At 72.4% G+C, this 18,967-nt stretch carries 15 protein-coding genes and 1 pseudogene; 7 read left to right on the plus strand and 9 right to left on the minus strand.

What is annotated here, in order from left to right; genetic code table 11:
- Positions 1-5: 5 nt before the first annotated feature.
- From ABZK10_RS01490 to rpoB, 3 genes are all read right to left on the minus strand, one after another.
- Positions 6-965, minus strand: coding sequence for a hypothetical protein (locus ABZK10_RS01490; protein WP_353807409.1), 960 nt, complete (start codon positions 963-965; stop codon positions 6-8).
- A 177-nt stretch (positions 966-1,142) separates the two neighbouring features.
- A complete protein-coding gene (locus ABZK10_RS01495; RefSeq protein ID WP_353807410.1) occupies positions 1,143-5,039 on the minus strand; it encodes a DNA-directed RNA polymerase subunit beta' in 3,897 nt (1,298 codons plus the stop codon).
- 44 nt (positions 5,040-5,083) lie between these two features.
- Positions 5,084-8,575, minus strand: a complete 3,492-nt coding sequence (gene rpoB, locus ABZK10_RS01500) for a DNA-directed RNA polymerase subunit beta (protein ID WP_353807412.1) — start codon at positions 8,573-8,575, stop codon at positions 5,084-5,086.
- Between the two features lie 297 nt (positions 8,576-8,872).
- On the opposite strand from rpoB, the gene ABZK10_RS01505 reads away from it, so the two are divergent.
- Both ABZK10_RS01505 and ABZK10_RS01510 read left to right on the plus strand, forming a co-directional pair.
- Positions 8,873-9,619: a spermidine synthase gene (locus tag ABZK10_RS01505; protein WP_353807413.1), complete on the plus strand. Its 747-nt coding sequence runs from the start codon at positions 8,873-8,875 to the stop codon at positions 9,617-9,619.
- A gap of 22 nt (positions 9,620-9,641) precedes the next feature.
- On the plus strand, positions 9,642-10,508 hold the full coding sequence (locus ABZK10_RS01510) for a spermidine synthase (protein ID WP_353807414.1): 867 nt from the start codon (positions 9,642-9,644) through the stop codon (positions 10,506-10,508).
- 22 nt (positions 10,509-10,530) lie between these two features.
- On the opposite strand, the gene ABZK10_RS01515 is transcribed toward ABZK10_RS01510, so the two are convergent.
- From ABZK10_RS01515 to ABZK10_RS01525, 3 genes are read right to left on the minus strand one after another with little or no spacing between them, the layout of a single operon-like run.
- On the minus strand, positions 10,531-11,397 hold the full coding sequence (locus ABZK10_RS01515; protein ID WP_353807415.1) for a 5-oxoprolinase subunit C family protein: 867 nt from the start codon (positions 11,395-11,397) through the stop codon (positions 10,531-10,533).
- Positions 11,394-12,038 (minus strand): 5-oxoprolinase subunit B family protein, encoded by a 645-nt coding sequence (locus tag ABZK10_RS01520; protein ID WP_353807416.1) that lies wholly within the window; start codon positions 12,036-12,038, stop codon positions 11,394-11,396. The genes ABZK10_RS01515 and ABZK10_RS01520 overlap by 4 nt, the downstream gene beginning before the upstream one ends.
- Positions 12,035-12,796, minus strand: a complete 762-nt coding sequence (locus ABZK10_RS01525; RefSeq protein ID WP_353807417.1) for a LamB/YcsF family protein — start codon at positions 12,794-12,796, stop codon at positions 12,035-12,037. The genes ABZK10_RS01520 and ABZK10_RS01525 overlap by 4 nt, the downstream gene beginning before the upstream one ends.
- Before the next feature lie 113 nt (positions 12,797-12,909).
- Between ABZK10_RS01525 and ABZK10_RS01530 the strand changes: the two genes are divergently transcribed.
- Positions 12,910-13,410 carry a SprT-like domain-containing protein gene (locus tag ABZK10_RS01530; protein ID WP_353807418.1) on the plus strand — a complete coding sequence of 167 codons (501 nt, stop codon included), beginning with the start codon at positions 12,910-12,912 and terminating at the stop codon, positions 13,408-13,410.
- 22 nt (positions 13,411-13,432) lie between these two features.
- Here ABZK10_RS01530 and ABZK10_RS01535 read toward each other — a convergent pair whose 3' ends face one another.
- Positions 13,433-14,176, minus strand: a complete 744-nt coding sequence (locus ABZK10_RS01535) for a 2-phosphosulfolactate phosphatase (protein ID WP_353807419.1) — start codon at positions 14,174-14,176, stop codon at positions 13,433-13,435.
- Between the two features lie 56 nt (positions 14,177-14,232).
- On the opposite strand from ABZK10_RS01535, the gene ABZK10_RS01540 reads away from it, so the two are divergent.
- The 3 genes from ABZK10_RS01540 (at position 14,233) to ABZK10_RS01550 (ending at position 17,125) form a co-directional block, all read left to right on the plus strand.
- The gene (locus tag ABZK10_RS01540) at positions 14,233-14,793 is read left to right on the plus strand and encodes a hypothetical protein (RefSeq protein ID WP_353807420.1); all 561 of its coding nucleotides are present in this window, start codon (positions 14,233-14,235) and stop codon (positions 14,791-14,793) included.
- Between the two features lie 182 nt (positions 14,794-14,975).
- Entirely contained in the window at positions 14,976-16,514 is a 1,539-nt protein-coding gene (locus tag ABZK10_RS01545) for a DEAD/DEAH box helicase (protein ID WP_353807421.1), read from the plus strand.
- A 107-nt stretch (positions 16,515-16,621) separates the two neighbouring features.
- Positions 16,622-17,125 (plus strand): GNAT family N-acetyltransferase, encoded by a 504-nt coding sequence (locus ABZK10_RS01550; RefSeq protein WP_353807422.1) that lies wholly within the window; start codon positions 16,622-16,624, stop codon positions 17,123-17,125.
- Between the two features lie 18 nt (positions 17,126-17,143).
- Here the strand turns inward: ABZK10_RS01550 and ABZK10_RS01555 are convergent, their stop codons facing one another.
- On the minus strand, positions 17,144-17,728 hold the full coding sequence (locus ABZK10_RS01555; RefSeq protein ID WP_353807423.1) for an NUDIX hydrolase family protein: 585 nt from the start codon (positions 17,726-17,728) through the stop codon (positions 17,144-17,146).
- Between the two features lie 74 nt (positions 17,729-17,802).
- Here ABZK10_RS01555 and ABZK10_RS01560 point away from each other — a divergent pair, with 74 nt between their 5' ends.
- The gene (locus ABZK10_RS01560; protein ID WP_353807424.1) at positions 17,803-18,510 is read left to right on the plus strand and encodes an alpha/beta hydrolase; all 708 of its coding nucleotides are present in this window, start codon (positions 17,803-17,805) and stop codon (positions 18,508-18,510) included.
- Between the two features lie 86 nt (positions 18,511-18,596).
- Here ABZK10_RS01560 and ABZK10_RS01565 read toward each other — a convergent pair.
- Positions 18,597-18,962 (minus strand): annotated as a pseudogene (locus ABZK10_RS01565) (DUF5997 family protein); the annotation flags it as partial.
- Between the last annotated feature and the right edge of the window lie 5 nt (positions 18,963-18,967).

The raw sequence follows: 18,967 nt of genomic DNA on the forward strand, positions 1-18,967 counted from the left end.
TGTCGTCAGGGCCGGCTGAGCTGCGGGCCCGCGGCCAGCTGGCGGTCATACTCCTCGAGCGCCGCGCGGTTGCGCGCCGTGACCGTGCGCCCCCGGGCGGCCACCCAGCCGCCGAACCACAGCGTCACCTCGCGGGCGAAGACACCGGCGAGGATCGCGCGCGGATCGAGCCAGCGTGCGGCGACGAAGTCGCCCACCTCGGCCGCGGTGAGGTTCCATGCCTCGCCCAGCAGCGCGCCCCCGACGTAGGAGAGGTACACGACGATGCCCACGAGCAGGCCGAACACGGCGTACGCCCACCAGCCGTTCCGGTTGACGATGGCCGCCAGCACGATGAACGACAGGAAGAAGACCAGTACCGGCACCCAGAAGGCCGGGTGGCCGAGGAACTGCACGAACGCGTCCACGGGCGCCGCGGTCGAACCCTGGACGAAGACCAGCAGGTACGCGGCGAGGGCGTAGAGCGCGGCGAACGCCACGGTCGCGATGAGCCCGACCACGACGCCGAAGCCGCGGTTGCCCTTCGCTCGGGGCGGGGTGGGCGCCTGCACGTAGATCGCCCGCTGCTGCGCGGGCTCCTCCGCGGCCGCAGCGGCCGCAGCGGGGGCGACGGGCGCCGGCGGTTCGGTGGTGGGACCATCGTCGGTGCCGCCCTCGGCGGCGGGCTCGGTGGGCGCGGCCTCGGGCTCGGCCGCCGCAGGCTCCTCGGAGGCCGGCTCGTCGGGCGCCGGGTGCTCCTCGCGGGCGCGCTGCACCGCCGCGTCGAGCTCGGAGGTGTCGGACGCGGTCGTCTCCTCGTCCGCACGGGTCGGCGGCCCCGGAGGCGTGGGGGCTGCGGCGGGCGGTGCCTCCGCAGCGGTCGACTCGCCGGTGGCCGACTGCTCCTCGGGCGTCTCCGGAGTCGTCTCGGAGGCGGTGGTCGGCTCCTCGTCCTCGGGCCGCGCGCCGGGCGTCGTGTCGCTCATGTGGCACCCCTTCCGGGCGCACCAGCGCCCCGTCGCGGCTCACTCTAGCAACGCGGATCCCCGGCGCCGCGGCGCCTCGCGGCGGGTGTCGCGCGGCGCGATCGGCGGCGCGTCCGGGCGCCGCCGGAGACGACGACGGCCCCGGATCGCTCCGGGGCCGTCGTTTCGGGTCACTCGCTAGGAGTAGTTGCCCGGGGTGAAGTCGTCGCTCGAGAACGAGTCGAAGTCGACGAAGCTGAGGTCACCCTCGGAGAACACCGCGTCCTCGGAGAAGATGCGGTTCGGGTAGCGCTCCGCCTTCGCCTCCTCGGTCGCCTCGACCGTCACGTTGCGGTACTTGCCGAGCCCGGTACCGGCCGGGATCAGCTTTCCGATGATGACGTTCTCCTTGAGGCCGACGAGCGGGTCGGACTTGCCCTCCATGGCGGCCTGCGTGAGCACGCGGGTCGTCTCCTGGAAGGATGCGGCCGACAGCCACGACTCGGTCGCGAGCGAGGCCTTGGTGATGCCCATGACCTCCTGGCGGGCCGACGCGGTCTTCCTGCCCTCGGTGAGCGACGCGCGGTTGATCTCGTTGTACCGGCTGCGGTCGACGAGCTCGCCCGGCAGCAGGTCGGTGTCGCCGTGGTCGACGACGGTGACCTTGCGCAGCATCTGGCGCACGATGACCTCGATGTGCTTGTCGTGGATCGGCACGCCCTGCGAGCGGTACACGTCCTGGACGCCCTCGACGAGGTGCTTCTGCACGGCGCGGACGCCCTTGACGCGGAGCACCTCCTTCGGGTCGACCGTGCCCACGATGATCTGCTCGCCGAGCTCGACGTGCTGGCCGTCCTCGACGAGGAGCGTCGAGCGCTTGAGCACGTTGTACGCGATGGGCTCGTCGCCGTTGTCGGGCGTGAGGATCACCTTGCGCTGCTTCTCGGTCTCGTCGATCGTGATCTTGCCGGGGGCCTCCGCGATCGGCGACGCGCCCTTCGGGGTGCGCGCCTCGAACAGCTCCTGCACGCGGGGCAGACCCTGCGTGATGTCGTCGGCCGACGCGGAACCACCGGTGTGGAAGGTACGCATGGTCAGCTGCGTGCCGGGCTCGCCGATCGACTGGGCCGCGATGATGCCGACGGCCTCGCCGATGTCGACGAGCTTGCCGGTCGCGAGCGAACGGCCGTAGCACTTCGCGCAGACGCCGACGCTCGACTCGCAGGTGAGCACCGAGCGGACCTTGATCGACTCGACGCCCGCCTTGACCAGGCGGTCGATGAGCACGTCGCCCACGTCGGCGCCGGCCTCGGCCAGCACCTCGCCCTTCGCGTCGACCGCGTCGGACGCGAGGTTGCGCGAGTACACCGAGTTGTCGACGTCCGCGGCCTCGCGCAGCACGCCCGCCTCGTCGGCCTCGGCGATGGTGAACGCCAGGCCACGGGTCGTGCCGCAGTCCTCCTCGCGGATGATGACGTCCTGCGAGACGTCGACCAGACGACGCGTCAGGTAGCCCGAGTCCGCGGTGCGGAGCGCGGTGTCGGCGAGACCCTTGCGGGCACCGTGCGTGGCGATGAAGTACTCCGCCACGGTGAGGCCCTCGCGGTAGCTCGAGATGATCGGGCGCGGGATGATCTCACCCTTCGGGTTGTTCACCAGGCCTCGCATGCCGGCGATGTTGCGCACCTGCAGCCAGTTACCACGGGCGCCCGACGACACCATGCGGTTGATGGTGTTGTCCTCCGGGAAGTTCTCGCGCATGGCGTGCGCGACCTCGTCGGTGGCCTTCGTCCAGATCTGGATGAGCTCCTGGCGACGCTCGAGGTCGGTCGTCAGACCCTTCTCGAACTGCGCCTGGACCTTCGCGGCCTCCTTCTCGTGCTTCGCCACGATCTCCGCCTTCTGCGGGGGCGCAACGACGTCGGAGAGGGCGACGGTCACGCCGGAACGGGTCGCCCAGCGGAAGCCGGCGTCCTTGATCCGGTCGAGGGTCGCGGCGACCTCCACCTTCGGGTAGCGCTCGGCGAGGTCGTTGACGATCTGCGAGATCTGGCCCTTGCCGGCCTGCGCGTTGAAGTACGGGTAGTCCGTCGGCAGCGCCTCGTTGAAGAGGGCGCGACCGAGGGTCGTCTCCAGCGCGAACGGCTTGCCCGGCTCGAAGCCCTCGGGGGCCTCGCCCTCGGCGAAGTACAGCCCGTCGAGGCGGATCTTCACCGTGGCGTTCAGGTCGAGCTCCACGTGCGACGGCGAGTTCTGGTCGAACGCCAGGATCGCCTCGGCGACCGAGGAGAACGCACGGCCCTCACCGGCGGCGCCGTCCTTCTGCGTCGTCAGGTGGTGCAGGCCGATGATCATGTCCTGCGAGGGCAGGGTCACCGGACGGCCGTCCGACGGCTTCAGGATGTTGTTCGACGCGAGCATCAGGATGCGGGCCTCGGCCTGGGCCTCGACCGACAGCGGCAGGTGCACGGCCATCTGGTCGCCGTCGAAGTCCGCGTTGAACGCGGCGCAGACGAGCGGGTGCAGCTGGATGGCCTTGCCCTCGACGAGCTGCGGCTCGAAGGCCTGGATGCCGAGGCGGTGCAGCGTGGGCGCGCGGTTCAGCAGCACGGGGCGCTCGCGGATGATCTCCTCGAGCACGTCCCACACCTGCGGACGCGACCGCTCGACCATGCGCTTGGCGGCCTTGATGTTCTGCGCGTGGCTCAGGTCGATCAGGCGCTTGATGACGAACGGCTTGAACAGCTCGAGCGCCATCTGCTTGGGCAGGCCGCACTGGTGCAGCTTCAGCTGCGGGCCGACCACGATGACCGAACGGCCCGAGTAGTCGACGCGCTTGCCGAGCAGGTTCTGGCGGAACCGGCCCTGCTTGCCCTTGAGCATGTCGGACAGCGACTTGAGCGCGCGGTTGCCGGTGCCCGTGACGGGGCGGCCGCGGCGGCCGTTGTCGAACAGCGCGTCGACGGCCTCCTGGAGCATCCGCTTCTCGTTGTTCACGATGATCTCGGGCGCGCCGAGGTCGAGCAGGCGACGGAGGCGGTTGTTGCGGTTGATCACGCGACGGTAGAGGTCGTTCAGGTCGCTCGTGGCGAACCGGCCACCGTCGAGCTGCACCATCGGGCGCAGCTCCGGCGGGATGACCGGGACGACGTCGAGCACCATCGCGGCGGGCGAGTTGCCGGTCGCGAGGAACGAGTTGACGACGCGCAGGCGCTTGATCGCACGGATCTTCTTCTGGCCCTTGCCCTCGGCGATCTGCAGGTGCAGATCCTCCGCCTCGGCCTTCAGGTCGAAGCTCTCGAGGCGCTGCTTGATCGCCTCGGCGCCCATGTAGGCGTCGAAGTAGATGCCGAAGCGGTCCTGGAGCTCGTGGAACACCGGGTCCTCGGGCTTCAGGTCGCCGACCTTCAGCGAGCGGAACTCGTCCCACACGCGCTCGAGGTGCGCGACCTGCTCGTCGGCCGACTTGCGGACGCCGGCCATCTCCTTGTCGGCGGCGGCCTCGGCGCGCTTCTTCTGGTCGCTCTTGGCGCCGTCGGCCTCGAGCTGCGCGAGCTCTTCCTCCTTGCGGGTCATGAGCTCGGCGATGCGCGCGTCGCGCTGGTCGCCGATCGTCTTGATCTCGAGGCGGAGCTCGTTCTCGAGCCCGGGCATGTCGGCGTGACGACCCTCGTCGTCGACGTCGATGATCATGTACGCGGCGAAGTAGATGACCTTCTCGAGGTCCTTCGGCGCCATGTCGAGCAGGTACCCGAGGCGCGAGGGCACGCCCTTGAAGTACCAGATGTGCGTGACGGGCGCGGCCAGCTCGATGTGGCCCATGCGCTCACGGCGCACGGACGACTTGGTGACCTCGACACCGCAGCGCTCGCAGACGATGCCCTTGAAGCGCACGCGCTTGTACTTGCCGCACGAGCACTCCCAGTCGCGGGAGGGCCCGAAGATCTGCTCGCCGAAGAGGCCGTCCTTCTCGGGCTTGAGCGTGCGGTAGTTGATCGTCTCGGGCTTCTTGACCTCGCCGTACGACCAGCGGCGGATGTCCTCGGCGGTTGCCAGGCCGATGCGAAGCTCGTCAAAAGTGGTTGCGTCGAGCAATTTCTCTCCTAGAGATGTTCCTGAGGTTCTTCTATCGGCCTGGTTCAGATCTCGTCGATGTTCGACGACTCGAACCGGGTGGAGATGTTGATGCCGAGCTCCTCCGCTGCGCGGAAGGCCTCGTCATCGGTGTCGCGCAGGCTGACCGCCGTGCCGTCGGCCGACAGCACCTCGACGTTCAGGCACAGCGACTGCATCTCCTTCATGAGCACCTTGAAGGACTCGGGGATGCCGGGCTCCTGGATGTTCTCGCCCTTGACGATCGCCTCGTACACCTTGACGCGGCCGAGGATGTCGTCGGACTTGATCGTGAGCAGCTCCTGCAGCGCGTACGCGGCGCCGTAGGCCTCGAGCGCCCACACCTCCATCTCACCGAAGCGCTGGCCGCCGAACTGGGCCTTACCGCCGAGCGGCTGCTGGGTGATCATCGAGTACGGGCCCGTCGAGCGCGCGTGGATCTTGTCGTCCACCAGGTGGTGCAGCTTCAGGATGTACATGTAGCCGACCGAGGTGGGGTACGGGAACGGCTCGCCGGAGCGGCCGTCGAACAGCTGCGTCTTGCCGGTGGAGTCGATCAGGCGCTCGCCGTCGCGGTTCGGGTGCGTCGAGTCGAGGAGACCTGCGATCTCCTCCTCGAGCGCGCCGTCGAACACGGGGGTCGCGACCTTCGAGCCCGGCGCCGCCTCGCGGGCGACCTCGGGCAGGCGCGCGGCCCACTCGGGCTCGCCGTCGACCTTCCAGCCCTGCTTGGCGACCCAGCCGAGGTGGGTCTCCAGCACCTGGCCGAAGTTCATGCGGCCGGGGATGCCGAGCGGGTTCAGGATGACGTCGACCGGCGTGCCGTCGGCGAGGAACGGCATGTCCTCGACGGGCAGGATCTTCGAGATGACGCCCTTGTTGCCGTGGCGGCCGGCGAGCTTGTCGCCCTCGGTGATCTTGCGCTTCTGGGCGATGTAGACGACCACGCGCTGGTTGACGCCCGAGCCGAGCTCGTCGTCGCCGTCCTGCGCGTCGAACACCTTGACGCCGATGATCGTGCCCTGCTCGCCGTGGGGGACCTTGAGCGACGTGTCGCGCACCTCGCGGCTCTTCTCGTTGAAGATCGCTCGGAGCAGGCGCTCCTCGGCGCTCAGCTCGGTCTCGCCCTTCGGCGTGACCTTGCCGACGAGGATGTCGCCGGGGCGGACCTCGGCGCCGATGCGGATGATGCCACGCTCGTCGAGGTCGGCCAGCAGGTCGGGGCTCACGTTCGGGAGGTCGCGGGTGATCTCCTCCTTGCCGAGCTTGGTGTCGCGGGCGTCGACCTCGTACTCCTCGATGTGGATCGAGGAGAGGACGTCGTCCTTCACCAGGTTCTGGCTGAGGATGATCGCGTCCTCGAAGTTGTGGCCCTCCCACGGCATGAACGCCACGAGGAGGTTCTTGCCGAGCGCCAGCTCGCCGTTGTCGGTCGCGGGGCCGTCGGCGATGACCTCGCCGGCCTCGATGCGCTCACCGGCGTTGACGATCACGCGGTGGTTGTACGAGGTGCCCTGGTTCGAGCGGTCGAACTTGCGCAGCCAGTAGGTCTGCGTGCCGCCCTCGTCGAGCTGCACCGTGACGAAGTCGGCCGACACCTCGGCGACGACGCCCGAGGCGTCGGCGGTGAGCACGTCGCCGGCGTCGATCGCGGCGTAGCCCTCCATGCCGGTGCCGACGTACGGCGAGTCGCTGCGCAGCAGCGGCACGGCTTGGCGCTGCATGTTCGCGCCCATGAGCGCGCGGTTCGCGTCGTCGTGCTCGAGGAACGGGATGAGCGAGGTCGCCACCGACACCATCTGGCGCGGCGAGACGTCCATGTACCCGATCTCGTCGGCGGGGATGAGGTCGACCTCGCCGCCGGTCTTGCGGGCCAGCACGCGCTCCTCGACGAAGTGCCCGTCCTTCTTCAGGGGGGCGTTCGCCTGGGCGACGACGAAGTCCTTCTCGTCCATCGCCGTCAGGTAGTCGATGTGCTCGGTGACCTTGCCGTTCTCGACGCGGCGGTACGGCGTCTCGATGAAGCCGAACGAGTTGATGCGCGCGAACGACGCGAGCGAGCCGATGAGGCCGATGTTCGGGCCTTCCGGCGTCTCGATCGGGCACATGCGGCCGTAGTGCGAGGGGTGCACGTCGCGCACCTCGACGCCCGCGCGGTCGCGCGAGAGGCCGCCGGGGCCGAGCGCCGACAGGCGGCGCTTGTGCGTCAGGCCGGCCAGCGGGTTGTTCTGGTCCATGAACTGCGACAGCTGCGAGGTGCCGAAGAACTCCTTGATCGCGGCCACGACGGGGCGCACGTTGATCAGGGTCTGCGGCGTGATCGCCTCGATGTCCTGCGTGGTCATGCGCTCGCGGACCACGCGCTCCATGCGCGAGAGGCCGGTGCGGACCTGGTTCTGGATCAGCTCGCCGACGGCGCGGATGCGACGGTTGCCGAAGTTGTCGATGTCGTCGACGTCGAGGCGGAGCTCGACGTCCTTGCCACCGCGGCGACCGGGCAGGGTCTTGCGCTCGTCGTGCAGGGCGACCAGGTACTTGATGGTCGACACGATGTCCTGGACGGTCAGCACCGAGTCGGTCAGCGGGGCCTCGAGGCCGAGCTTGTTGTTGATCTTGTACCGGCCGACCTTGGCGAGGTCGTAGCGCTTCGGGTTGAAGTAGAAGTTGTCCAGCAGCGCGCGGGCGGCCTCGGCGGCGACCTGCTCGCCCGGACGGAGCTTGCGGTAGATGTCCTTGAGGGCCTCTTCCTTCGTGAGGATGTTGTCCTTCTCGAGGGTGAGGGCGATCGACTCGTAGCCGGCGAACTCCTCGAGGATCTCCTCGGAGGTGAGGCCGAGGGCCTTCAGGAAGACCGTGACCGACTGCTTGCGCTTGCGGTCGATGCGCACGCCGACCTGGTCGCGCTTGTCGATCTCGAACTCGAGCCAGGCGCCGCGGCTCGGGATGACGCGGGCGGAGTAGATGTCCTTGTCGGAGGTCTTCTCCTGCGCGCGCTCGAAGTACACGCCGGGCGAACGGACGAGCTGCGAGACGACGACGCGCTCGGTGCCGTTGATGACGAAGGTGCCCTTCGGGGTCATGAGCGGGAAGTCGCCCATGAAGACCGTCTGGGTCTTGATCTCACCGGTGAGGTGGTTCATGAACTCGGCGTTCACGTAGAGCGGTGCCGAGTAGGTCTTGCTCTTCTCCTTGCACTCGTCGATCGAGTACTTGGCGGGCTCGAGCTCCGGGTTGGTGAAGCTGAGCTGCATGGTCTCGCCGAGGTCCTCGATGGGCGAGATCTCCTCGAAGATCTCCTCGAGGCCGCTGGCCTCGGCCAGGTCGGTGCGACCGGACTCGAGCCCCTCCTCCACACGCGTCTTCCACGCGTCGTTGCCCACGAGCCAGTCGAACGACTCGGTCTGGAGCGCGAGGAGATCGGGTACGGTGAGGGTGTCGGTGACCTTCGCGAAAGACAGTCGCTTCGCGTTGCGTCCGTTCTTGGGAGTGGGCATGTTCGCGTTACGCGCAGCAGCCAAGGAAATTACCTCCATGGGCCCCGTCGGGCCGGATTACCGTCAGTAGTGGTGGAAGTACCCCGCAGACTCACGTGTTGCGTAGGTGCCGGGCACGCCGACGGACGCCGAATCCGCCGATGTCTCCGGACACACGAAGCCGACCGCAATATGAAGGCAAGAATGGTCTGGGAGCGCAAAGCTCAACTATAGGCCGGATGCCACGCCGTGTCCAGTCGGATTCTTGACCTCGTGATCGGACTGGGGTATAAGCCTCTCACGGAACACCCGGAGACGGCGTCGCAGGGAGCGGAGGTGTGGATGACCGACCCCCACGTGCGCGTCGAGCCGAGCCCCGTCTACCCGGGGGCGCTCGAGCTGATCGTCGACGACCGCCCGCAGTCGGTGGTCGATCCCTCGCGTCCGGTGCGCCTGCACTACGACTACGCGCACCGGGTCGGCGCGGTGCTCGCGGTCGCCGCGCCGCCCGGCGCTCCGCTGCGCGTCCTGCACATCGGCGGCGGCGCGATGACGCTGGCCCGGCACGTGGCCGTGACGCGGCCGGGGTCGCGGCAGCTCGTGGTCGAGGCGGACCCCGAGGTGGTGCGGGCGGTCGGCGAGCGGATGCCCCTGGATGCGATCTCCGCCCGCTCGGTCCGCGTGCGGGTGGGCGACGCGGCGGACGTGCTCACGACGCTGGACGGCCCCTTCGACGTCGCGATCGTCGACGCCTACGTCGGCCTCGACGCCCCGGCGTTCGCCACCTCGTCGCGCTGGTACCGACGGCTGCGTGCGCTCGTGCCGGACGGCGTCATCGTCGCGAACGTCGTCGACGACGGCGACCTCGGGCGCGTGCGGGCGGTGGCCCCCGTGCTCGCCGGTGCCACGGGCGGCCTCGTCGCGCTCGGGCCGCGGGACGTGCTGGACGGCACCGCCGGCGGCAACGTGGTGCTGGTGGGCGGCGACGCGGAGCGCATCGCGACCTGGCTCGACGCCCTCCGGCAGGCCGGCCCCCACCCGGCGACCGTGCTCGGGCCGGACGAGGCCTCGGCCGCGCTGCTCGCCTGAGGCGCTCGGGTAGCGTGGGCGCATGCCAGACGACGTGCCCGAGCGCACCCTCGCCGCGAGCGGGCACCGCGCGCGACTCGAGGAGGACCGCGCCCGCCCGGGGTCGTGGACGCTCTACGTCGACGGCACGCCGCAGTCGCACGTCGACCTCGAGCGACCGGAGTGGCTGGGGTTCGAGTACGTGCGCCGCATCGGGCACGCCGTCGACCTGGTCGCCGAGCCCGGCGCGGCGATCACCGCCGTGCACCTGGGCGCCGGGGCGCTCACCCTGCCGCGGTACGTCGCGGCGACCCGGCCCGGCTCGCGCCAGCAGGTCGTGGAACTCGAGTCGGAGCTCGTCGAGCTGGTGCGCGAGCACCTGCCGCTCCCCCGCACCGCGCAGATCCGGGTGCGCCACGGCGACGCCCGCGAGGTGGCGGCCCGGTTCCCGCGCGGGCTGCACGGCGCGGCCGACATCGTCGTGGTCGACATCTTCTCGGGCGCGCGCACGCCCGCGCACGTGACCTCGACCGAGTTCTACGAGCTGCTCACGCCGCTGCTCGCGCCACGGGGCATCCTCGTCGTGAACATCGCGGACGGGGCCGGCCTCGCGTTCGCGCGCAGCCAGGTGGCGACGCTGTCGCACGTGCTGCCGGAGGTCGCGATCGCCGCCGACCCGGGCATGCTGAAGGGGCGCCGGTTCGGCAACGTCGTCGCGTACGCCAGCCCCCACGAGCTGCCGTTCGCGCAGCTCCCGAGGCTGCTCGCGAGCGATCCCGCGCCGGCGAAGGTCGTCTCGGGCGAGGAGCTGCGCCGATTCGTGGCGGGTGCGTCGTTCGTCACCGACGCGACCGCGGTGCCGTCGCCGCCGCCCGCGCGCTCGGTGTTCCTCACCAAGCCGAACGCCTGAGCCGGCGGCGCCCGCTCGCAGCTCAGGCGTGCCCGTGCCGGAAGCGCACCGTCTGTCCCGGCCGCAACTGCGCGAAGCGGTCGACCGAGGCATCCGACACCACCGCGATCACGGGGTAGCCGCCCGTCACCGGATGGTCGGCGAGGAGCACGGTCGGCGTGCCCTCCGGCGGCACCTGCACCGAGCCGCGCACGACGCCCTCGCTGGCGAGCTCCCCCGGCACGAGCCGCTCGAGCGCCGGACCCTCGAGGCGCACGCCGATGCGGTCGGAGCGCGGCGAGACGCGCCAGTCGGTCTCGAACAGCGCGAGGCGCGCCGCGTCGGTGAACCAGTCGGCACGGGGGCCCGGAGCCAGCTCGGCGACCACCTCGTCGTCGACGGGCGCCCACCGCGTGAGCGAGTCCACCACGGGGATGGCGCCTGCGACCTCGTCGCCGACCGGCAGCACGTCACCGGCTGCGAGGGGCGCGGGGCCGAGGCCCGCGAGCGTGTCGCGCGAGCGTGAGCCGAGCACGCGCGGCACCGCGATGCCGCCGCGCACCGCGACGACGTAGCGCAGCCCGTGGGCGGCGATCGGCAGCACCAGTTCCGCGCCCGGGGCCGCGCGCGTCGCGGTCTCCGGGTGCACGGGCGCACCGTCGAGCGCGACCTCGCCCCACGCGCCCGTCACCGCGAACCAGCCGCCGTCGTCGAGCCGCAGGCGCAGGCCGCCCACCGTGCACTCGAGCGCCGCCGCCTGCGGCGCGTTGCCGACGAGGCGGTTCGCGAGGCCGAGCGCTGCGCGATCGGCCGCCCCCGAGCCGCCGACGCCGAGGTGCGCCCAACCCGGGCGCCCGCGGTCCTCCACCAGCGTGAGGGGCCCGGGCTCGAGCACGGTCAGCCGGGTCATGCGCCGCCCTCGCTCCGCACGAAGCGCACGAGGGCGCCGGGCACGAGTCGCGCAGGCGGGTCCGCCGCGGCGTCCCAGAGGGGCACGTCGGTGCGCCCGATGAGCTGCCAGCCGCCGGGGCTCTCGCGCGGGTACACGCCGGAGTACGGGCCGGCGAGGCCGATCGAGCCGGCCGGCACGCGCGTGCGCGGACTTGCCAGGCGCGGCACGTCGTAGGGCCAGTCGTCGCTCACGAGGTAGCCGAACCCGGGGGCGAACCCCGTGAACGCGACGCGCCAGGTGGCCGCGAGGTGCGCGGCGACGAGGACGTCGGCGGCGAGGCCGATCGCCGCTGCGGCACCCGCGAGGTCGTCGCCGTCGTAGCGGGCGGGCAGCTCGACCGGCTCGGCGGATGCGGCGGCGGCGGTCGCGGCGGGCGTGCGGGCGACCCAGGCCGACGCGGTCTCGAGCGCGATGTGCGCCGGGTCGACGGTCACCAGCACCGTGCGCGCCGCGGGCACCAGGTCGACGACGCCGTCGGGCCGGGTCGCCGTGAGCGCCGCGTGCAGCCCGAGGACGTCCTCGTCGGGCCCGCACTCGACGAGCACGGCGCGCTCCCCCGAGGGCAGGATGCGTCGACCCGCGGACACCGCCGCCGTCATGCGAACGGCTCCACCGGGACGCCCGCATCGGCGAGCGCTGCGCGCACCGCCCGGGCGATGCCGACCGCGCCCGGGGTGTCGCCGTGCACGCAGACGGATGCGGCGTCGAGCCGCACGACCCCGCCGTCGACCGCGACCACCTCGCCCGTCTCCAGCATGCGCACGACGCGCCGCGCGGCGGTGTCGGGATCGGTGACGAGCGCGCCCTCGGCGCTGCGCGGCGCCAGGCGGCCGTCGGGCAGGTACCCGCGGTCGGCGAAGGCCTCGGCGACGAAGCGCAGGCCCGCGTCATCCGCCGCCCGCTCCACCGCGGAACCGGGCATGCCGAGCACCGCGAGGTCGCGATCGAACGCGGCGACGGCGCCGGCGAACGCCGCGGCCAGGTCGGGGTCGGCGGCCACGGCGGCGTACATGGCGCCGTGCGGCTTCACGTAGCGCACGGCGGCCGAGGCGGTCGCGGCGATGCCGGCGAGCGCACCGAGCTGGTAGAGCGTGTCGGCGGCGAGCTCGGAGGGCGAGACGTTGAGGTGCCGGCGGCCGAACCCGACCAGGTCGGGGAACGACGGATGCGCGCCGACGACGACGCCCGCCGCGGCCGCGGTGCGGCAGGTCGCGAGCATGGTCGCGGGGTCGCCGCCATGGAAGCCGCAGGCGACGTTCGCGCTGGAGACCGCGCCGAGCATGGCCTCGTCGTCGCCCATGCGCCAGCTGCCGAACGACTCGCCGAGGTCGCTGTTCAGGTCGATGCTGCCCGCCACGTCTCCATTGTCTCGCGCGCGAACCCGCACCGCACCCGCGGCGGCGCGGCGCTGCCCGGCGCGTCGCGCCGTGCCCCGGCCGCGATGACGTCGGCGCCGCATATCCTCGTGCCATGGCCGAACTCGATCGGGTGCGACGGTGGGCGGATGCGCTCATCGCGCTGCACCTCGACCCCGCGGCGTGGACCTTCGCCTTCGACAACGCGAAGAAGCGCGCCGGCCTGTGCGACTTCCAGGCGCGCCGCATCTCCGTCTCGCGATACCTGGCGGCGCGCTACGACGACGACGAGATCCACCAGATCCTGCTGCACGAGGTCGCGCACGCGCTCGCCGGGCCGAACGCCGGGCACGGCCCGCGCTGGAAGGCCGAGGCCGCGCGCATCGGCTACGTCGGGCGCCGCACGCACGACGGCGAGATCGCCGACGAGCTCGCACCCTGGGTCGGCACCTGCCCGTCGGGGCACCGGCACGTGCGCTACCGCCGGCCGACGCGCTCGCTGAGCTGCGGCGTGTGCGCCCGCGGCTTCGACGACCGCAACCTCATCACCTGGCGCCACCGGGAGATCACCCCCGCCATGCGGCGGCGGGCCGCGGCGAGCGCCGAGCCGCGCTGAGCCGGCCTCGGAGCGGCGCCGATCAGGCCCGGAACACGCCGTGCTGCAGCACCGGCACGACCCGGGTCACGTCGACCTTCGTGGCGAACGCGACGTCGGCGCGACGGCCGTCGGCGGCGAGCTCGCGCGCGCTGCCGGTGGCACTGATGAGGTGGTGCGCCGCGCGGCCGAGGCCGGTGTACGCGGCCGACGCCACGGCCGCCTCGGGAGAGGTGTGGTCGATGCCGAGCTCCATGAGCGCGTCGACCACGGCGCCCGCGGTCAGCTGGTCCTCGACCGAGACGCGCAGCGAGCCGTCGGGCCACTGCTCGCCGGCGGCGACGATGGCGATCGAGGTACGCGCCTGCCGCTCCTCCTGGTAGGCGTGGATGTACCGTGCGACCGCGGCCCGGTTGCGCAGCGACGCGGCGATCACGCGCGCCGGCGAATCGGCCAGGCGTTGCGCGAGGCGCGAGCCGTTGACCGACGGCACCACCACGATGCGGTCGCCGTCGGCAGGCGGCTCCGCGGCGAGCGCCGCGGTGGACGGGCGGTCCGCCAGCTCGGCGCCGAGCTCGGCGGCGCGGGCCTCCGCGCCCTCGCCCCACCACGGGGCGACCGCGATGCCGCGCTCGGCGGCGACCACCACCGCGGTGCTGAACTGCACCGCGTCGACGATCACCACGACGTCGGCGTGGGCGGCCACGGCGTCGACGCCCGCATCGCCCCACTCGAGGCGCACCTGGTACGTGGTCTGGTCGAACGGATCGGTCTGCGGGGCACTCACCCGGACAGGCTAGCCGCCCCCTTCCGCCCCGCCCGACGCACACGTAGCGTGGGGTCATGCGGCTGCTGCTGAAGCTGGTGCTCGACTGCACCCCGGATGCCGCGTGGCGTGCGCTGCACAGCCCCGCGGTGCTCCGCGAGGTCGTCGCGCCGTGGCTCGACTTCTCGTCGCTCGAGGAGGGAGGCCTGCCCACGCGCTGGGAGGCCGACGGCCCGCACCGGGTGATGTCGCTGGCGTTCCGCCGGTTCCCGACGGGCGAGGAGGTCATCGACCTCGACCACCCCGACGGGCTGCCGGCGGGGGTGCGGATGCTCCGCGACACCGGCGGCGGCCGCAGCGGCCTGTTCGCCGCCCTCGACCGCTGGGACCACCGCATGGCGGTCTCACCCGCGCCCGACGGCAGCGGCCGCACGCTGTACCGCGACCAGCTGCTCGCCGGCGGCGGCGCGATCGACCTCGTCGCCTGGTACCCGACCTGGGCGTTCTGGCAGTGGAGGGGGGCGCGCCTGAAGCAGCTCGCGCCGACCTGGTCGTACGACCCGCCGGGCACCGCCGACGCCGACGCCGCGGCCGCCGCCCGCGAGGCGCACAGCGCGCGCACAGCGCACCTGGGCTAGGCTGGCCCTCGGCCGGTGCGCCGTTGCGCCCGCCACGCGTCGTAGAACGCTTCTGCCGGGCACCCGCCCGATGACTCTTCGTACGGCGAATCGGATGCGCGGAATCCCGCGCCTTCGCCACCCGCTCCCCCGCAGCACCCTGCCCGGGCGGAGCTCGATGCCCCGAAAGGCACCACACCTCCGTGACCACGCACACCTTCAGCACGCTCGGCGTGCCCGCCCCGCTCGTCGCCGCCCTCACGGCCGACGGCAAGACCACCCCGTTCCCCATTCAGCAGGACACGCTGCCCGACACGCTCGCCGGCCGCGACGTGCTCGGCCGCGGCAAGACCGGCTCGGGCAAGACCCTCGCGTTCTCGCTGCCCATGGTCGCGCGCCTCGGCGGCGAGCTCGCCGGCGGCCGCCGCCGCGCGGGCCGCCCGCTCGGCCTCGTGCTCGCCCCGACGCGCGAGCTCGCCACCCAGATCGCGGCGACCATGCAGCCGCTCGCCGACGCGTACGGCCTGGCCACCACCACGATCTACGGCGGCATCAACCAGAAGCGCCAGGTCGAGGCCCTGAACCGCGGCGTCGACATCGTCGTGGCCTGCCCGGGCCGCCTCGAGGACCTCATGAAGCAGGGCTTCGTGACCCTCGACGCCGTCGAGATCACCGTGCTCGACGAGGCCGACCACATGGCCGACCTCGGGTTCCTGCCGGTCGTCACCCGCATCATGGACAAGACCCCGAACCGCGGCCAGCGCATGCTGTTCTCCGCGACGCTCGACAACGGCGTGGACAAGCTCGTCAAGCGCTACCTCGAGAACGAGGTGCTGCACTCGGTCGACGAGGCCAACTCGCCCGTCGCCGCGATGACCCACCACGTGTTCGAGGTCGCCGACGTCGACGCGAAGAACGACCTCGTGCGCGCACTCGCGTCGGGCTCCGGCCGTCGCATCCTGTTCATGCGCACCAAGCACCACGCGAAGAAGCTCGCGAAGAAGCTGACGGATGCCGGCATCCCGGCCGTCGACCTGCACGGCAACCTGTCGCAGCCGGCGCGCGACCGCAACCTCGCGGCGTTCCACGACGGCTCGGTCAAGGTCATGGTCGCGACCGACGTCGCCGCCCGCGGCGTGCACGTCGACGACGTCGAGCTCGTCATCCACGTCGACCCGCCGATGGAGCACAAGGCGTACCTGCACCGCTCGGGCCGCACCGCCCGCGCCGGCAGCGAGGGCGACGTCGTCACGATCTGCCTGCCCGCCCAGCGCTCCGACCTGAAGTCGCTGCTGCGCAAGGCCGCCATCACCGTCACGCCCGAGCAGGTCACGCCCGACTCGGCGTCGGTCGTCGCCCTCATCGGCGAGGTCGCCGCGTACGTGAAGCCCGCGCCGCGCGAGCAGCGCCAGCCGCAGGGCGGCGGCCGGTCGCAGGGCGCCAACGCGCAGCGCAAGCGCGCAGCGCGCGACGCCGGTCAGGGCCAGGGGTCGCAGGGCTCGCGCCGCGGCGGCCGCGGACGCGGTTCGCGCGACGCGGTGCCCGCCGGCACGGCCGACCAGGCGCCCGCGCGTCCCCGGCGGGACCGCTCGGGCCGCCCCGCCGACGTGAAGTCGCAGGCCCCCCGCCGCGGCTCCGGCCAGAGCCGCGGCGCGCAGACCACGGGCGCGCAGCGCCAGCAGCGCGCCCAGGCCCCGCAGGGGTCGGGCGGGCAGCGCACGAACCGCCGCGCGCAGGGCTGACGCACCCCGCTCCACGACACCCCGGATGCGGGTGCCCGCGCACCGCGCCGGGCACCCGCATCCGCTCGATTTCGCATCGGGGCCGAGGCTGGCCTACCCTCTGAGCCATGGGCACCGAGGTCGTTGCAGAAGTCGTCATCCGTCCGATCCGCGATGTGGACGCCGAAGCGCTCGGCAGGGTCCACGCGCAGTGCTGGCACGAGGACTACGACCAGCTGGTCGACGCCGCGACGCTGGCGAACCTGTCGCCCCGCCGCATGGCCGAGCTCTGGACCCACTGGGTCAACCAGGGTGACGACTACACGCACGTCGCAGCCCTCGTCGACGGCGAGATCGTCGGCTTCGCCGGCGCCGGCCCCGCCCGCGACGAGGACGCCCCGCGCGAGCGCGAGCTGTTCTTCATCCACCTGCTCGACGCCTTCCACGGGCGCGGCATCGGCCAGCAGCTGTTCGACGCGGCCGTCGGCGAGGCATCCGTCTACTGCTGGGTGCCCGACAGCAACGAGTACGCGCTGCACTTCTACGACCGCAACGGCTTCGCGCGCGACGGCGTGGAGCACGACGAGCCGTTCCTCGGCGAGACGATCCACGAGGTGCGCCTGGTCCGCTGACCCGGCGAGGCGGATGCCCTAGGGCAGGCGGCCGACCGAGGCGAGCGCCTGGCGGATGAGCGTGCCGCGGCCGCCCTCCATCTCGGCGGCGACCTCGGGCGCGCACGCCTCCTCGGGGGTCATCCAGGTGACCTCGAGCGCATCCTGGCGCGGCTCGCAGGTGCCCGTGACGGGCACCACGTAGGCGAGCGACACGGCGTGCTGGCGGTCGTCGGTGAACGGCGAGATGCCCGGCATCGGGAAGTACTCGGCGACCGCGAACGGCACGGGGCTCGCCGGCAGCAGCGGGAACGCCATCGGCCCGAGGTCCTTCTCGAGGTGGCGGAACAGCGCATCGCGCAGCGTCTCGCCGTAGAGCACGCGACCGGAGACCAGCGTGCGGGTGATCTCGCCGGTGGGAGTGCCGCGCAGCAGCACGCCCACCTCCACGACCGTGCCGAGGCCGTCGACGCGCACCGGCACCGCCTCGACGTAGATCAGCGGGAGGCGCTGGCGCACCTCCTCGAGCTCGATGTCGCTCAGCCAGCCCGGGTTGGCCGGCGGCGCGGCCGGCTCGCCCTCGGGCTCCCAGTCGGGATCGGGGTCGGGGGTGCGCACGCTCATGGCTCCATTGTGTCTCAGCGTCCGCGCGTGTCCAGCCCGCATCGCAGCACCTCGGCGGGCGGCCGGATGCGAGGATGGACCCCACGCCCTGCGGGGCACGACGGGAGGGGCGAACCATCGACGCACGCGAACCGGTGACCATCGACGAGGCATCCGTGCTGTGGTCGTCGTCCGACGCCGACCGCGAGGGGCGCCCGCTGCTGGTGCTGCTGCACGGCTACAACTCGCACGAGGGCGACCTGTTCGGGCTCGCGCCCTACCTGCCGCTGCAGCCGGTCATCGCGTCGCTGCGCGCCCCGATCGATACCGGCTACGGGTTCGCGTGGTTCCCGCTGCAGGTGCGCGCCGACGGGGGCGTCGGACTCGGCGAGGCGGAGGCGCGGCGCGCGGAATCGGCGGCCGACGCGGTGATCGCGTGGGCGGAGGCGCTCGACCCGGCGCCGACCGCGATCGGCCTGCTCGGCTTCTCGCAGGGCGGGGCGCTCTCGATCGAGCTGCTGCGCCGGCGCAGCGACCTGTTCGACTTCGCCGTGTCGCTGGCGGGCTTCGTGCTGCCCGGCGAGCGCGCGGGCGACGCGGAGCTCGCGGAGCGGCGGCCGCCGGTCTTCTGGGGCCGCGGCACCGACGACCAGGTGATCCCCGCCGACGCGATCGCGCGCACCCAGGAGTGGCTGCCGGGTCGGGTCGGCCTCGACGCGCGCATCTACGAGGGGCTCGGGCACGCCGTGTCCGAGCGCGAGCTCGGCGACGTGACGGCCTTCCTCAGCGCGCGCTACGCCTGAGCGTCGCCGGGTCGATCGACGGATGCCCCGGAGCTGCGCGGCCCCGCGGCATCCGCTCGCCCCGAGCGCCCGCCGCCGCCCGACTCGTCCGCGCGCCGCGCGGCGCGCTCGGCGTCGCGCTCCTTGACCCGGCGGTTCTCGGCCCGCACGGCGGCCTGCGTCGACCGCTCGGCGGAGAGCCACTCGGGCATCTCGGCGAGGAGGTCCTGGATCTGCGCGGTCGTGAGCGGTTCGTCGATGCCCGCGCGGGCGAGGCCGGAGTTGGAGACGCCGAGCTTGCGCGCGACCTCCTGACGCGGGTGCGGGCCCTCGCGCCGCAGCACCTGCAGCCACTCGGGCGGGTCGGCCTGCAGCTCGTCGAGCGTCGCGCGGGTCACCGGCCCGTCGCGGAACTCCTCGGGCGCCGCGGACAGGAGGATGCCCAGCTTCTTCGCCGCCGTCTCGGGCTTCATGGTCT

The sequence above is a fragment of the Agromyces sp. SYSU T00194 genome (assembly GCF_040496035.1).
In the GTDB taxonomy this organism is placed as follows: Bacteria; Actinomycetota; Actinomycetes; order Actinomycetales; family Microbacteriaceae; genus Agromyces; species Agromyces chitinivorans.